Genomic DNA, 15,875 nt, shown 5'->3' on the forward strand with positions numbered 1-15,875 from the left:
AGATGACTGGGTTGATAGGCCAGATGTGGAAGCACGGCAACGTGTGGAGCTGACTGGTACTAATGGCTGATGACTTAACAACACATTTTTTGTTTGCTGCTGTTCGCGTCCACTGTGTGGTTCTGGAGAAACAATTCCTGGACACGCTTGCTTCCTTTGTGGGGTGGGTTGTGTTTTAGGGCTGGTAGGGTCTCGCCGTGTTACGGCGGTCATAGCGTCGAGGAAACGCCCGGTTCCATTCCGAACCCGGAAGCTAAGCTCGATTGCGCCGATGGTACTGCACTCGGGAGGGTGNCCCCGTGAGGGTTTCGCTCCTCCCACTCCCTTTTTTTATGCCCAAAAAAGGCAGCTCACCGATAGTGGGTTCCGCGTCTCGAGGCTCGCCCCGGTGGGCGTGTTCGTTGGCTGGCCGGCGGTGTCAGGCGCGTGGTGGGTCTCCGTGGAGTCGCCCCGCAGAGGTGATGCGTGCTCGAGGTCCTCAATCGGCCGCGTGCTGCCCGGGTTCTACGCGTCACGAAGGGACCACCGGACCGGTCCGGTTGCGTGACGGATGGGTAGACTGGGTGGTCGTGTGGACGGTTGTTCCGCACACGAGAATCTGATGTCGGTGTCGATCAGTTCGCCACCGGCCACCCGCCATCTGCGCCGGGGAGCCACTCCAAGAGCATCCCCGCCGACTTCCAGGAGAGCCATGCCGTCCTCGCTGCCGGTCGTCCCCGAGATCGATGAGCAGCTTGCCTCGCGCGTCGCAGAGCATCTCGCGATCATCGAGAGTCGTCTGCGGGAGTCTGTCGCGACCTCGGATGATATGGCGCGCTGGACTGCCCGGCATCTGATGGACGCCGGCGGCAAGCGAGTGCGTCCGATGCTCGTGCTGCTTGCTGCTTCGCTGGGCGAGATCGACCGGGAGAGCGTGCTGGACGCGGCGGTGCTGGTGGAACTGACGCATCTTGCGAGCCTCTATCACGATGACGTGATGGACTCCGCGCCCACTCGGCGCGGCGCAGACAGCGCCCATTCGCTGTGGGGGAACAACGTCGCGATCCTCACCGGGGATTTCCTGTTCGCGCGAGCCAGTGGGCTGAGCGCGAAGATCGGCGTCGAGGCAGTGCACCTGCATTCGGAGACGTTCGAGCGTCTGTGCCTGGGTCAGCTGCACGAGACCGTCGGCCCCTCGGACGATGAAGATCCGTTCGAGCACTACATCTCTGTACTCGCGGACAAGACTGCCTCCCTGCTCGCTCTCGCTGGGGAGCTCGGTGCGCTGCTCTCCGGGGCGCCTGCCGGGACGGACGACGTGATGCGCCGCTATGGGGAGAAGGTCGGTGTGGCGTTTCAGCTCGCCGACGACGTGCTCGACCTGGGAAGCGACGCCGCGACGAGTGGGAAGACGCCCGGCATCGACCTTCGCGAAGGCGTGCCCACCATGCCGACCCTGCTCGTACGCCGACGAGCCGCGCAGACCGGCGACGCGCAGAGCGTGGAGATCGTGGCCCGGCTGGATGGTGACCTCACCGAGGACAAGGTGCTCGACGAACTCGTCACGATGCTTCGCGAGGATCCCGCTCTCGAAGAGACGCGTGAGCTTGCCGCCCGCACAGCGGATGAGGCAGTGGAGATCCTCGGTGAGCTCCCGGCAGGGGCCGTCCGTGACGCGCTGACGGAATTCACCCGGTCGCTCGTGCAGCGCCGGCGGTAACCGGCAAAGGGGCGGCAGCGTGGTCGAAAGTGTGGCCGCACCTGCGCGTTGTGGATGAACCGAGGGCTCGCTGCGGGGCCGCGATTACGCTGAGGCGGTCGCGCGTGCGGCTGGGATCGATGGTGTGCCCTGGCTGAGGATCCGGGGGTGGTCCGTCATTCGTGACGCGCACTTCGATGCCACCACTGGGGGATCCGGCCATGCTTGACATTGCTGCGCAGACGCGACGCCGACGGCGCACCACGGCCGTCTCCTTCGCGGTGCTGGCAGTGATCGCCCTGGTGATCACTGGGTTCGCCGTCAAGTATCCAGGGCTGTCGCCCTCTGAGGTCGACGTCTCCAACGGCGGAGTCTGGGTGAGGGACGAGGCTGCCGGGCTCGTGGCCCGGGTGAACGTCGATGCTGGGGAGCTCGATGCCCGGTTGACCGTGGCCGGAGAAGATCTCGAGATCATCCAGGACGGCTACACGGTTCTGCTGATCGACGCCCGGTGGATCACGCCCGTCAACACGGCGAGCGTGCAACGTGATCCGCTCGTCGATCTCACCCCCGGCTCGACAGTTCGTCTGGGCCATGACCGGGTCGCCATCGCATCGCCGGAGGGCAAGGTCTGGATCCTGTCCCCGGGGCAGGTGCCCGGGTTCAGTCCTGCGGAGGTCGAGCCCGCCTATACGACCGGTGGCAGCGCGGCCGAGATCGTCGTGGGCTCGGACGGCACGGTCTTCGTGCTCGACGGGACCACCTTGATGACCTTCCCGCACGCCGATGACCCCGGCCGGACCACAGCGGCGGAGCCCGCCGAGCTCGACGCCCTGTCCACCGCCGCCGACCAGGTGCAGCTGAGCGCAGTGGGCAATGTGCCGGTTCTCCTCGACGCAGAGAACAGCATGCTCCGGCTCGGAGTCTCAGGCATGGAGCACGACCTCGCAGCAGACGGAATCGGCTCCCTGGACGACGCTGAGCTCCAACAAGCCGGACCCGCGGCCGACGACGTGGTCCTCGCGACGGAGTCCGCCCTCGTCCGAGTGCCCCTGGCCGGAGGCGAGGCACGCGAATCCGCTGCGGGAGCGCCGGGCACCCCAGTGCCGCCGGCGCAGGTCGGCAGCTGCGCCTACGGCGCGTGGACGCAGTCGAACCTCTACGTGCGAGCGTGCGACGGCGCCGAGGCGATGGTGGCGTCCGTGCCCGACGCAGACTCCTCGGCAGATCTCGCCCTTCGGGTCAACCGGGGCCTGGTGGTCCTGAACGATCAGGGATCCGGTCTGTCCTGGAAGATCGCCGAGGACATGGAGTTGGTCGACGAGGGTCGAGAGGACAAGGGCACGGGCACGGGCACGGTGACGCTCGACATGCGCCAGGAGGGAGAGACGCCCGGGCCCCAGGCTGCCGCTGACGCGGTCACCACGGTGCAGGTCGGCGGGGGTTGGAAGCCTCCGGTCGAGGCGCATCTCCACGCATCGTTGCCCAGCGGCCACGAAGGCAGGCGTATCCCGTGACCATGACCTCTGAGCAGGCCCGCTGGTTTGCCGAGACCTTCGACAAGCTCGTCCAGAACATCAGCACGGCGGTCCTCGGCAAGCACGAGGTGATCCGGCTCGTGCTGACCGCGATGATGGCGCCCGGGCATGTGCTGCTCGAGGATGCCCCGGGTACCGGGAAGACGTCCTTGGCCCGGTCGATCGCCGCCACGGTGCAGGGCTCCAGCAGCCGGATCCAGTTCACCCCGGACCTCCTGCCCTCCGACGTGACGGGTGTGACGATCTACGACCAGAGTTCGAAGTCCTTCGAGTTCCACCAGGGACCGGTGTTCGCCGACATCGTGCTCGCCGACGAGATCAACCGCGCCTCACCGAAGACCCAGTCGGCGCTGCTCGAGGTGATGGAGGAGGGACGGGTCACGGTCGACGGCATCACCCACGAGGTCGGGGCCCCGTTCATCGTGATCGCGACCCAGAACCCGATCGAGCAGGCGGGAACCTATCGCCTGCCCGAGGCGCAGCTTGACCGCTTCCTGCTGAAGACGTCGATCGGCTACCCGGATCACGCTTCGAGCGTGCAGATCCTGCAGGGCGCATCCGTCCTGGACCGCAGCAGTCAGCTCTCCCCGCGGATCTCCCTGCAGGCAGTCGACGACATGACCCAGCTCGCCTCCACGGTGCATGTGGACGCGGCGGTGCTGGAGTACGTCTCCCGCCTCATGGAAGAGACGAGACTGGCATCGGAGGTCCGGGTCGGCGTCTCCATCCGCGGCGGGATCGCGCTGATGCGTGCGGCGAAGGTCTGGGCGGCGGTCAGTGGTCGCCACTACGTAGTCCCCGATGACGTCAAGCATCTCGTCGAGCCGGTCTGGCTCCACCGCGTCGTGCTGGATCCCGAGGCAGAGTTCGCCGGGTCCACCGCGGCTTCGGTGATGGCGAAGATACTCACCGAGGTGGCACCTCCCCAGGAACGGCAGCACACAGCATGAGATCGAGGACCGTGCGCAGCTCGGACACGTCAGGGGGCCCTTCAAGGCGTTCCTGCCGGTGGAGTCGTCGCGTCGGGCCCGTGCTCGACCTCGTGTCACCGATCGGGTGGGCGGTTCTCGCCGGTGCCGTTGGCTGCTGGTCACTCGGGATGCTGCTCCACGTCACCGAGCTGAACGTCATCGCTCTGGCACTGACGGTGATGCTCGTCGTCGCGGTGCTGTTCGTGCTGGGCCGGGCCACCTCTGCGGTCACCCTCGATCTGCAGACGGATCGCGTCGTGGCCGGCACCAGGGCCGTCGGCCGAATCGAGGTGGCCAATCCTTCCGGGCGTTCGATCCTGCCCACACGGATCGAGCTCGCCGTCGGCTCCGCGGCCACCCACTTCCCGGTGCCGCGACTCGCCCCGGCCGGCACCCATGAGGAGCTGTTCGCCGTCCCGACCACGCGACGAGCGTTGCTGGTCATCGGCCCGGTGCGATCGATACGTGATGATCCGCTCTCCTTGGTGCGCCGGCAGGTGACCTGGGTGAGGGAGCAGGATCTGTTCGTCCACCCACGAACCGTGCGTCTGGACGGTGCATCCAGCGGGCTCCTCCGTGACCTCGAAGGCACGCCGTCGGCGGAGCTGTACAGTTCCGACATCGCCTTCCACGCCCTGCGGGAGTACACCCCCGGGGACGACCGACGACACGTGCACTGGCGCACCACGGCACGCACGGGAACGCTCATGGTCCGTCAGTTCGAGGAGACCCGCCGGTCCCATGTGGTGGTGGCGCTGGGCAACCTCGCAGCGCATTACGAAAGGGCCGAGGAGTTCGAGCTGGCCGTCTCGGTCGCCGCCTCGATCGCGGCGCAGACCCATCGCGAGGAGAAGGAGCTGACCTCCTTCACTGTCGATGCCCGCCAGCGCACCCGGACCCACCGACACTTGATGGACGACTTCACACTGGTCGGTCAGCTCGAGAACCGCGTCCCGTTCCATGCGCTCGGGCAGAAGGCCGCCGAACTGGCGCCCGGGGCCTCGGTCGTCATGATGGTCATCGGTCCTCTGACCACGGCGAGCGAGCTGAACACCGCCGCCCATAAGCTCCCGGTCGGGGTCAGGGCCGTGGCGATCCGTTGCGCGGAGGGCGCCGAGATGCGGCGCTCCGCCATCGGCGGGCTCGACGTGGTCACGGTGGGCTCCCTCGACACCCTGCCGCGGGCGCTTCGGGCGGTGGGACGATGACCACGGCGACGTCGAGGTTCGCAGCACCGTCGGAGCCTGCAGCGCCATTGGGGCCTGCAGCACCGTCCGAGCCTGCACCGTCTCCTCCCCGCACCTACTTCGCGAGCGTCCGGAACAGCCGCAGGGCGATCGACATCGCCCTGCTCGGGACCCTGTTCCTCCTGGCCCTGGCCGGATTTCAGCCGGCCTACGGCGGCGTCGACTATCTCTTCACCGGCACCATGGCGACCGTCCTGGGCACGATGATCGCTCTGATCGGTGCCCGCTTCCGCTGGGGCCCCCTGCGCATCGCGGCGCTCCTGGTCCTCGTCTACGCCCTGTTCGGCTCTCTGCTCGCAGCCCCCGTCCGGGCCCTGTGGGGGGTGCTGCCCACCCGGGGGTCGCTCCTGGAGCTGCTCGCCGCGCCGGTGGTCACCTGGAAATCCGCTCTCACGGTGGTGCCGCCGGTGGGGACGGCCCAGGGAGTTCTCGGCGTGGTCTGGATCAGCGTGCTGCTGCTGACGGTGCTCGGGACGAGCGTGGCGCTGCGCAGCCGTCGCTATCTGATCGCCTGGTTCTTTCCTCTCGCGCTGCTGCTGCTGTCCATCGCTTTCGGTACCACGGAGACCTTTCTCCCGGTGGTCCGGGGAGTGCTCTTCGCCGTGCTGTCCGTCGGGTGGCTGACCTGGCGTTACGAGAGCGAGAGGCTGGACGGCGCCCGATCAGCGATCACCTCCGACGTGGCGCTCCCCGGGTTCAGGAGCAACCCCGTACCTCGGCGTCGGATGATCGGTGGCGCGCTGGTCATGCTGCTCGCGGGGAGCGTCGCCGTCGGTGCGCACTCGCTGCTCGATCCGCCGGAGGGGACCGGACGCTTCGCGGTGCGCGATCGGATCACGCCGCCGTTCGACCCGCGGGAGTATGTCTCGCCGCTCTCCGAGTTTCGGGGCTATCTCAAAGATCAGCGTGAGGCTGAGCTGTTCTCCATCACCGGCGTCGCGCCGGGGGAGTACGTGCGATTGGCCGCGATGGACCTGTATGACCTCCAGGCGTACAACGTCGCCGGGAACGTCGAGAAGGACAGTGCCTCCGGAGCGTTTCTGCGGGTCGCAGACGGCGTGGATCTGCATCGGCCGACCGATGAGCAGCGCACCTCCACCGTGCGGATCAGCGACTACACGGGAGTGTGGTTGCCGACCGTCGGCGACCGGACAGACCGGATCGAACTCGACGGCCTGTCGTCGTCGAGAGCCGGAGCCACGGCCGAGAGCCTCTTCCTCAACGACCGGTCCCAGACCGCGGTGAACGCCAGCGGGGTCCGGACGGGGGACGTCTACACGCTCCGGTACGAGCCGTATCGGGAACCGACCATCCAGCAGCAGAACACCGCGACGTTCGCCGAGGTGCGCCTGCCTCAGAACGCGGACATCGACGTGATGACGTCGCTCGCCGCGGAGTGGGCCGGTGACTCGGAGTCGGACTACGAGAGGTTCCTGGACCTCTCCCGCTCGATCACAGCAGATGCCACCTTCTCCCACGGCATCGATGACGGCGAAGCAGCCTCCTTCTCCGGCCATGGCGCGAGCAGGCTGCTGGCGATGCTCGAGCCCGTCGGGTTCGACGAAGCCCCCGCCGCACAGCCCGTCGGCCGCATCGGCGACCAGGAGCAGTTCGCTGCACTCACCGCGGTGATGGCGAGGTCGATCGGGATGCCGGCGCGCGTCGTGATGGGATTCGAGGTCCCGCCAGGTGCCGGGGAGACGGCGTCGATCACCGGCGAGGACGTCACCGCGTGGGTCGAGGTGAAGTTCGAGGATCTCGGCTGGGTGCGCTTCGCCTCCGCCCCTGAGGAGGACGAGACCCCGACGGGCCGCACGCCCGGGAAGGTCGACGGCCCTCTGCCCCAGGTCGCGCACCCGCGTCCATCTCCGGCCGACCCGACTCCGGGTGCGACGAGTGGCGACTCCGAGGGGGACGAGCTGGCGACGGATGAGTCCGTGCCCTGGACCGGGTACGTCGCCTACCCGCTGATCCCGGCGACGCCGGTGCTCGCGCTCGTGGTCGTGGTCCTTGTGGCCAAGTCTGTGCGTCGTGGCCGGCGCCGGACCCGTGGCTCGCTCGCAGCTCGCATCGACGGCGGATGGCAGGAGATCCTCGACCTCCTCACGGACCTCGGGCACCCGCCGGATCCGATGCGGACCCGTGCGGAGACCGCGGAACTCCTGGAGAGGCACCTCCCGGCGATGGGTGCCCTGGCGCTCGCCCGGGAAGCGGATCGCGCCGTCTTCGGACCCGACGACCAGCCCGACTCGACCGCGGAGGAGTATTGGTGGCGCGTGAGGGGCTCCCGCCGCATCCTGACCGATTCTGTCCCGTGGCACAGGCGGCTACGAGCGGCCATCTCCCCGAGATCGCTCTGCATCCGGTCCCGGCGCCGGACGCAGGAGGGGCGACGGGCCCGCACGACGGCGCCTGACCCGGAGCGGGCCGCGCGAGGCTCCGAAGCGCTGCGCCGTCGCCACTCGTCGATACGCGACTCCACCAGCAGGCCGCCGACCACCAGAGCACCCGCCAGCAGGGCATCGAAGAGACCACCGACGAAGGGCCGATCCTGATGAACCAGACCCGATACTGCAGCACCTGTGGGTCCCTGCTGTCCGAGGAGGCCGCGCTGTGCGGGGAGTGCGGTGCGCGCTATCAGCCCTCGCCCTATGCGCGGCGCGCCACCGACGCTCCCGGAGCCTGGTCGCAGGCGCCCCGACCACGGTCCCGGGGCCGGGGCACCGAGGCTCGGCCGGTGGAGACAGTCGCGGCGATCGAGCTGATCTCCCAGGACTCCCTGGACTCTATGGATTCCCTGGACCGGCGCGAGCAGCAGACTCCGGCACCACGCCCCGTAGAACAGTACGATCGGATGATGGTCACTCAGCCACCGCTCACCCAGAACGGCCCCGGAGCTCCCTTCGGGCAGTCCAGCGGCCCCGGCTCGCCGGGCGCAGCGCCGGATCCCACGACCCCGGGCACCGTCACCGGCGCCGAGATGGAGCCGCCATTGGACGGCTGCGTCCCCTCCTCGCCGGTCAAGCGGCTCGTGGCAGCGCTGATCGACGGCGTCATCGTGATGGTCCTGCTGATCCCGATGATCGTCGCCATCGTGCTGCTCGCCGTCCAGGACCCGATCACCCTGTTCACCCAGATCCTGTCCGGCATCAGCGTGGTGATCCCCGTCGCCTACACACTCCTGGTAATCTGGCTGACCGGCGCCAAGGGGTTCTCCTTCGGCAAGCTGATCATGGGCCTGCGCATCGCCCGGACCCACGACGGCAAGGGGATCGGCTTCCTCCGAGCCGCTGGCCGCTGGGTGCTCTACAGCATCATCCCGTGGCTGATGGGCCTGTCGATCTTCCTGGATCCGCGATCCCTCCTGCGCGGCTTCCACGACCGCGCGGTGGATTCCGTGGTCGTCGACGTCAAGAGCGGGCGGAATCCGTTCGTGAAACGGGCCGACGACTACGAGCGCGCCGACGCGGACCACTACCTCGGTGATCCGTCCGTGGCGGTGAGCGCCCACGAGAACCTGCTCGCCGAGCCCGGAGAGGCCTGGACCGGTGGGCATCATGACGTTGCCGCCGACGCTCAGCACTCTGACGTTCAGCACTTTGACGTTCAGCCCAGCGGTGGCTGGGGCGGCCCTCCATCGAGCGGTGCCAGCCCGGTTCCATCCAGCAGCTCCAGCGCGGCTCCATCGAGCAGCTCGAGCCCGGTTCCGTCGAGCGGCGGCAGCCCATTCGCGGCCTCCGCCGGCCCGGCTCCGAGCCCCGCTGCCGCGCCGATGACGAACGTGCCCGTCGGGCAACCGTCGGCGGGCGCCGCCGACGCCGACGCCGCCCAGGTCGGGCGGGGGCCGGACCAAGGCCAAGCCGCCGCGACACCGGAGAACACGTGGGCACCTCCCCGCGATGAGTCCGCCGACCAGCAGCAGTGGGGACCGCCTGCCCCTCAGCAGGAGCAGCAGTGGGGACCGCCAGCCCCTCCTGCACCCCAGCCGGAGCAGCAGTGGGGCCTGCCGGCGCCGCCTGCCTCTCAGCCGGAGCAGCCGTGGGGACCGCCCACGCCGCAGACCCAGACCCAGACTCAGACCCAGACCCAGGCTGAGGGCGGAGCCCCGGAGCTGGACCAGGATCACGCCGAGAGTCAGCTGGCGTCCCCGCAGTGGGATCAGCCGCAGCACACGGCATCCCCGGCGCAGCAGTCGCTGGCAGCGCCGTTCTGGGACGCTCCCCGGGAGGACCCGTCTGAGGCTCCGAACGGGCCCAGCGGCGCCGCAGGGGGCCCGCAGGACCACGACGTCGACGAGCAGCCCCGCCTGATCCCGAGCGAGGAGTCCCCCGAGGACCTCGAGCAGACGAGGATCACTGCCGTCCCGCCGCCGGCCGTCAAGAAGCTCCGCCTGACCGTGGACGACGGCACCGAGCTTCTCGTCGAGAAGGCGGCCGTGATCGGTCGTAACCCGTCGGCCGCGGACGGCGCTGAGCAGCTCGTGCTGAAGGACGGCACCAGGTCGGTCTCCAAGACGCACCTGCGCATCGACGACTCGGGGGAGGACATCACCGTCACCGACCTCGGCTCGACCAACGGCTCGACCATCGTCCACGAGGACGGCTCCCGGGTGGCCCTCCTCCCGGACGCGGCCACGATCCTGCCGCTCGGCGCTCAGCTCACGTTGGGCGACCGGACCCTGTCTGTGGAGCGCGAGCTGTGATCGACCGTTCCCTGTCGGACCCGGACGTCCACGGCACGGTCCGTGTCGTCTCGGCAGCTGCCACCCATGTGGGCCACGTCCGCGCCACCAATGAGGACAGCATCCTCAACGCCACCCCGGTCTACCTGGTCGCCGACGGCATGGGCGGGCACAACGCCGGCGAGGTGGCCAGCGCGATCGCCGTGGAGGAGTTCGAGAAGCTCACCCTGCAGGAGAACGTGACCGTCGAGCAGCTGGGCGAGTCGCTCGGCTCCGCCGCCGAGCGGATCGCAGAGCTCGGTGGCGAGGGCACCCAGGGCGCCGGGACCACGGTCGCCCTGGTCGCCACCATGGTGCTCGACGGAGTGGCGTACTGGGTCGTCATGAACCTCGGGGACTCCCGCGTCTACCGCCTCTCCGGGGACATCTTCGAGCAGGTCAGCGTGGATCACTCCGTGGTCCAGGAACTGATGGACCGAGGCGACATCACTCCGGAGGAGGCTCGTGTCCATCCCTACCGGCACATGGTGACCCGGGCACTCGGCGCCGGTCCGGATTCCGATCCGGACTACTGGCTGATCCCCGTCGAGGTGGGTGACCGGATGCTGGTCTGCTCCGACGGGCTGACCGGGGAGATCAGCGACGCCGCCATCGAACGCGTGCTGCGCAGCTCCTCGGACCTGCGCACCCTCAGCGACGATCTTGTGCATCAGGCCCTCGACGGCGGCGGACGGGACAACGTCAGCGTGGTCCTCGTCGAGGCCGTCGAGGTCGTAGGTCTCGCGCCGGCCCTCGAGGGCACCACCGCGACCGCGACATCCCCCGATCCGGAGGTCGAGGTGGACGAGGACACGCTCCCGAGGGCGGGCGCCGACGGCACGATCGGTGCATGATGACCCCGGAGAGCGACGCTGATCCTGCTGATCCTGCTGATCCTGCTGATCCTGCTGATCCTGCTGATCCTGCTGATCCTGCAGATTCTGCTGATCTGCTCGGGCCCGGTCTCTGGACCCGGCAGGGCCCCGCGACCCTGGTGGCGCGGGAGACGGGATGGGTGGTGCTGGTGCCCGGCGCCCGCTCGGAGCTCGTCGAAGCAGCCTGGAATCTTCTCGGGGAGGCCCCGACTCCCGAGAGCTTCCTCGACGAGCTGGTCGCCGCCGCCGGTCTGGCCAGCACCGATGATCTCGCCGCGATCCTGTTCGCGATCGTCGACGGCACCTCAGCGGTCCTCGGCGTGAAGGGCAGCACCCCGCTCGCGGTCTACACCGCCGCCGGATCGCAGCGGATCGCGGGAACCGAGACAGGCCCTGTCGTCGTGCAGTCTTTCCAGCACGTGCGCCGCATCGCCTTCGGCGACCTCCCGCCGGAGACGTCCCTCGGCGCGCCTCGTGTCGTGGCAGGAGTCGCTCGCGTGCGCGGTTTCGTGCACGCCATAGTGGACCCCGCCTCCCTGGGCGACGAGGGTCGCACTGCGCTCGCCGGGCAGGTCGAGGCCGATGGCCGGTCGATCGAGGACCCTGAGGAGGCACGCTCTCGCGCCGAGCGTCCGGCCCGTACCGCACCCCCGACCCTCGGGGAACAGCCTGCGGCGGTGAGGACCCCTGCACCGGCCCTCGCTGAGCGGGAGCAGGTGTCGATGCACGCCGTGTCCGAGCGAGGCATCTCCTCCGCGTCGTCGACCGCCCCGACAGCGGTCCCGGAAGCCCCCAATGTGTTCGACAGCCTCCTCGCCGGCCCCTCGTCGCCGACCGCAGCGACGGGGAGGGAGCAGCCGGCACCCGGAGCGCTCGGGTCCGAGCCGTCGCAGCAGCAACAGCAGCAACCCGGCCCGCAGGTATTCCCTTCTCAGCAGGATCAGGCTCCGCGACGCCCGCTGGTGAGCACCTCGTTGTTCGATCGACCGCGACGCACTCCCGACAGGCCCGGGAGCACGGCTGACATCGAGAACGGTCGGGAAGCCGCGCCGTCGACGTCGGCCGCCTTCCTGACCTCGGAGGCGCCCGAGGACGACACCACCCGATCGGCAGATACCTTGATCGCCCCGATCGACGAGGGGGAGCGGACGGAGGAGGTCGAGAACTCCGCGCCGCGCCATCGATCCCGATCCCGCAGCGACTCCCGAGCTCGCAACGACTCCCGATCTCTCAGCGCCTCCCCGTCCCTCAGCGACCAGCAGGCGGCGGACCCCGGCCGGACCTCCGCCGCCATCGGGGCGTACGACGACCTGTTCGGTGAGACCCTGCACCGCCGGGTCGAGGATGCGGCGGTGCGCCGGACGGACGGCGAGGAGACCGCGATACCAGCCGCGTCGGCACACCCCGGAGCGCCGATGACCTCGCTCCCCGCGTCGGACGCATCCCCCGAGACCTCCGCGGAGGCCATGTCGAACCCCCAGCTGAGGAGTGCCGACGGTGGCCAGAGTCCGAGGCCTGCGGCACCGGGCGCGGAGACGCGCCCCGAAAGCGACCTCATCGACTGGGTGCCCGGCGTCGGTCGCGCGGCGCCGGAGATCACCCCCGCAGCCGCCCGCCGCACCGCGGCACCGCCGCAGCAGGAGCCCGGCGGCCCGCAGCAGTCACCGTCGGGACAGTCTCTCCCGCAGCAGCCACCTCCGGGGCAGGCGCTCCCGCCTCACCCGCACTCGCAGCAGCCGCCCCCGCATCAGTCCCTTCCGGTCCAGCCCGGGCCGGTGCCGCCCGGTTCCACTCCGCCGCGCCCGGTGGGCCGTCCCGAGACCACGACGCCCCCCACCGGTTCCGTGCCACCCCCGCACGGACACCGGAACGCGGGGTCCACGAGCCTCACTGCCGTGCTGCTGTCCGGCCTGGTCTGCTCGAACGGACATGCCAACTCGCCCGAGCGCATGGCGTGCGGCGCCTGCGGCACGGCGCTGACCGGCACCCCGCGCACGGTCTCGCGCCCACCTCTGGGCGTCATCGAGCTGTCGACCGGAGAGCAGATCGTGCTCGACCGCTCGGCGATCCTCGGGCGTCGGCCGCGCGCCTCCCGGGTGAGTGCGCGCGACGTCCCCCAGCTGATCACCGTTCCCAGTCCGCAGCAGGACATCTCCCGGTCCCATCTCGAGCTGCGCCTCGAGGGCTGGCACGTGGTCGCCTTCGATCTCGGGACGACGAACGGCACCACGCTGTATCGGGCGAACACGGAACCGGTGCGTCTGCGCTCGCGCGAGGGTGTCATGCTCCGCGACGGGGACACCATCGATCTCGGCGACGGGGTCCTGCTCCGGATGAGGGAGCGCATGTGAGCTCTCGTCCACCGTCGGCGCCGCCACAGCTGCCGGGCTACGAGCACGAGCAGCTGCTGGGCTCCGGAGGATTCGCCGATGTCTTCCTCTACCGGCAGTTCCGCCCCCGTCGCCAGGTCGCGATCAAGGTCCTGCTCGCGACTGTGCTGGACGAGTCCGTGAGGCGTCAGTTCGACGTCGAGGCGGACGTCATGGCCCAGCTGTCCACGCATCCGTCGATCGTCACGATCCACCAGGCGGAGGTGTCCGGCGACCACCGGCCCTACCTCGTGATGGAGTACTGCCCACGCCCGAACTACGGGGTTCGCTTCCGCAGGCAGCGCATCACCGTCGCCGAAGCGCTGCGAGTGGGCGTCCAGATCGCCGGCGCCGTGGAGACCGCGCATCGTGCCGGGATCCTCCACCGCGACCTCAAGCCGGCGAACATCCTGGTCACGGAGTACAACCGGCCAGCGCTGACGGACTTCGGCATCTCGATCGCCACCGGGCAGGGCCACGAGGTCGACACCTCCCAGGTCATGTCGATCCCGTGGTCGCCCCCGGAGTTCTTCGCGGATCCACCGCGCGCCGACGTGCGCAGCGACGTGTTCTCCCTCGCCGCGACCGTCTACTCGCTGGTGGCCGGGCAGACGCCGTTCGAGCTGCGGGGGCAGCGGAACACGGCCGCCGATCTCCTCCACCGCATCGACTCCGAGCCCCTGCGACCGCTGATCCGACCGGATGTGCCGCTCGAGCTGAACCGGGTGCTGTCGATCGCTATGGCGAAGGATCCGTCGAGCCGGTACGACACCGCGCTCGCCCTGGGCCGCGGCCTGCAGCGGGTCGAGCGTGCGCTGTCGCTGCCCGTCACCCAGATGGACGTCCTCGATGAGCGGGGCCCACACACCGCGCACGGTGACGACGACGAGCTGGAGATGCATACGCGGATCCGGAAGGTCGTGACCGTCGAACCGGATGCGAGACACGGCGCGGAGGGTGGGCGACGTCCACCGGACCGCTACGCCGGGATCGCTCCAGCGCTCGAACCGCATGCTGCTTCCAGCCCCAGCTCCAGCTCCAGCCCCGGCCCCGCCTCGAGCCCCGGTCCCGGTCCGGCGACTCGTCATCCCGCACCGCCACTCTCGCAGGGTGCGACCGTGCTGCGACCGGCAGGAGCATTGGCGCAGGCGAGCGGGAACCCAGCGGTCCCGCCCGGGGTGGCCGGAGCGGAGAAGGACGAGGAGCAGCGCCCGACGGCGATGTGGCCCTACGTGGTGCTCGCCGCGGTGCTGCTGATCGCCCTCGGGGTGGGCACGACCCTGGGGGTGCGGCACGTCTTCGTCGAGGAGCAGCCCGAGCTCGAGACCACGGACATCAACGTCGCCCAGGCGCCCGTCGAGCCGCCGGGCGAACCGACGGCGGTGTCCGTCCAGATCGTGTCGCCCGAAGCCGCGGGAGGGGTCCGGGCTCGTGCGCAGATCGCCTGGGAGAACCCGCAGGGGTTCTCGGAGGGAGATTCCTTCCAGGTGCGGTGGAAGGACATGCCCGAGGGGTACGAGGAGTACGGCGCCCCGGAATCCGTCACCGGGAGGAGCTCGACCGTGCGCTCCGTCCCGCCGGGACTGACCGGACGCTGCGCGGAGGTGCGCACCGTCGCCGCCGGCGGCGACGCGAGCGAATGGGTCGAGGCCTGCCTCGAGGGCGACTGACCGGTACGGTTCAGGGACGGTGAGAGACCGGACGCGTCGATCCGACGGCGCGACCGAGCACAGCAGGGACGACAGAGGGGAAGCCTGACGATGGCGTCGACGATTTCGGTCGAGTTCTGCGGGGAGTGGTACCGCATCGACGAGGGTGAGGAGCTGACGATCGGCCGGGAGGCTGATCTCGACGTCGACGACGACAACCCCTTCCTGCATCGACGGTTCCTCACGATCGTGCAGGTCGACTCCATGTGGTGGCTGGTGAACGTCGGGTCCCGGCTGTCGGCCACGATCACCGACGGCACGGGCTCCATGCAGGCCTGGCTCGCGCCGGGCGCCAGGATCCCGCTCGTCTTCGACGAGACGAAGGTCGTGTTCACCGCCGGCCCCACCACGTATGACCTCTCCGTCCACGCCGACTCCCCGAAGTTCGCGCGCATCGCCGGTCAGGACGACCCGGCGGGCGAGACGACCATGGGGTCGGTGCAGCTCACCGAGAGCCAGAAGCTCCTGATCCTTGCCCTGTCCGAACCGATGCTCGCCCGGGAGGGCTCCGGCATGAGCTCGGTGCCGACGTCGGCGCAGGCGGCGCAGCGGCTCGGCTGGCAGATGACGAAGTTCAACCGCAAGCTGGACAACGTCTGCGACAAGCTCGACAGGCTCGGGGTGCGGGGCTTGCGAGGTGGCCCGGGGAAGCTCGCCAGCAACCGTCGCGCGAGACTGGTCGAGCACGCCGTGCTCTCCAGGCTCGTCGTCCGGGAGGACCTCCCGCTGCTGGACCGGTCGCAGGAGGCCGACGAGGACTGACCACGT

General features: G+C 69.5%; 10 protein-coding genes and 2 rRNA genes. All 12 read left to right on the top strand.

What is annotated here, in order from left to right:
• A 23S ribosomal RNA gene (locus ABD093_RS02065) occupies positions 1 to 82 on the top strand; the annotation flags it as partial.
• A gap of 119 nt (positions 83 to 201) precedes the next feature.
• Positions 202 to 323 (top strand): 5S ribosomal RNA (gene rrf, locus ABD093_RS02070).
• A 368-nt stretch (positions 324 to 691) separates the two neighbouring features.
• Entirely contained in the window at positions 692 to 1,699 is a 1,008-nt protein-coding gene (locus ABD093_RS02075; protein WP_193117471.1) for a polyprenyl synthetase family protein, read from the top strand.
• 200 nt (positions 1,700 to 1,899) lie between these two features.
• The gene (locus ABD093_RS02080; protein WP_193117470.1) at positions 1,900 to 3,195 is read left to right on the top strand and encodes an NHL repeat-containing protein; all 1,296 of its coding nucleotides are present in this window, start codon (positions 1,900 to 1,902) and stop codon (positions 3,193 to 3,195) included.
• Positions 3,192 to 4,166 (top strand): AAA family ATPase, encoded by a 975-nt coding sequence (locus ABD093_RS02085; RefSeq protein ID WP_193117469.1) that lies wholly within the window; start codon positions 3,192 to 3,194, stop codon positions 4,164 to 4,166. The genes ABD093_RS02080 and ABD093_RS02085 overlap by 4 nt, the downstream gene beginning before the upstream one ends.
• Positions 4,167 to 4,315: 149 nt before the next feature.
• Entirely contained in the window at positions 4,316 to 5,395 is a 1,080-nt protein-coding gene (locus ABD093_RS02090) for a DUF58 domain-containing protein (RefSeq protein ID WP_226850032.1), read from the top strand.
• The gene (locus ABD093_RS02095; RefSeq protein ID WP_193117467.1) at positions 5,392 to 7,989 is read left to right on the top strand and encodes a transglutaminase domain-containing protein; all 2,598 of its coding nucleotides are present in this window, start codon (positions 5,392 to 5,394) and stop codon (positions 7,987 to 7,989) included. Before ABD093_RS02090 ends, ABD093_RS02095 begins: the two co-directional genes overlap by 4 nt.
• Complete coding sequence (locus ABD093_RS02100) at positions 7,989 to 10,136, top strand: RDD family protein (RefSeq protein ID WP_193117466.1); 2,148 nt, start codon at positions 7,989 to 7,991, stop codon at positions 10,134 to 10,136. Before ABD093_RS02095 ends, ABD093_RS02100 begins: the two co-directional genes overlap by 1 nt.
• A complete protein-coding gene (locus ABD093_RS02105; protein ID WP_193117465.1) occupies positions 10,133 to 11,008 on the top strand; it encodes a PP2C family protein-serine/threonine phosphatase in 876 nt (291 codons plus the stop codon). Before ABD093_RS02100 ends, ABD093_RS02105 begins: the two co-directional genes overlap by 4 nt.
• Positions 11,005 to 13,380 carry an FHA domain-containing protein gene (locus ABD093_RS02110; RefSeq protein WP_343922153.1) on the top strand — a complete coding sequence of 792 codons (2,376 nt, stop codon included), beginning with the start codon at positions 11,005 to 11,007 and terminating at the stop codon, positions 13,378 to 13,380. Before ABD093_RS02105 ends, ABD093_RS02110 begins: the two co-directional genes overlap by 4 nt.
• Complete coding sequence (locus tag ABD093_RS02115; RefSeq protein WP_343922155.1) at positions 13,377 to 15,068, top strand: serine/threonine-protein kinase; 1,692 nt, start codon at positions 13,377 to 13,379, stop codon at positions 15,066 to 15,068. The genes ABD093_RS02110 and ABD093_RS02115 overlap by 4 nt, the downstream gene beginning before the upstream one ends.
• Positions 15,069 to 15,158: 90 nt before the next feature.
• Positions 15,159 to 15,869: an FHA domain-containing protein gene (locus tag ABD093_RS02120; protein ID WP_193117462.1), complete on the top strand. Its 711-nt coding sequence runs from the start codon at positions 15,159 to 15,161 to the stop codon at positions 15,867 to 15,869.
• The last annotated feature ends 6 nt before the right edge of the window (positions 15,870 to 15,875 follow it).

The sequence above is a fragment of the Brachybacterium tyrofermentans genome (assembly GCF_039526165.1).
GTDB classification, from domain to species: domain Bacteria; phylum Actinomycetota; class Actinomycetes; order Actinomycetales; family Dermabacteraceae; genus Brachybacterium; species Brachybacterium tyrofermentans.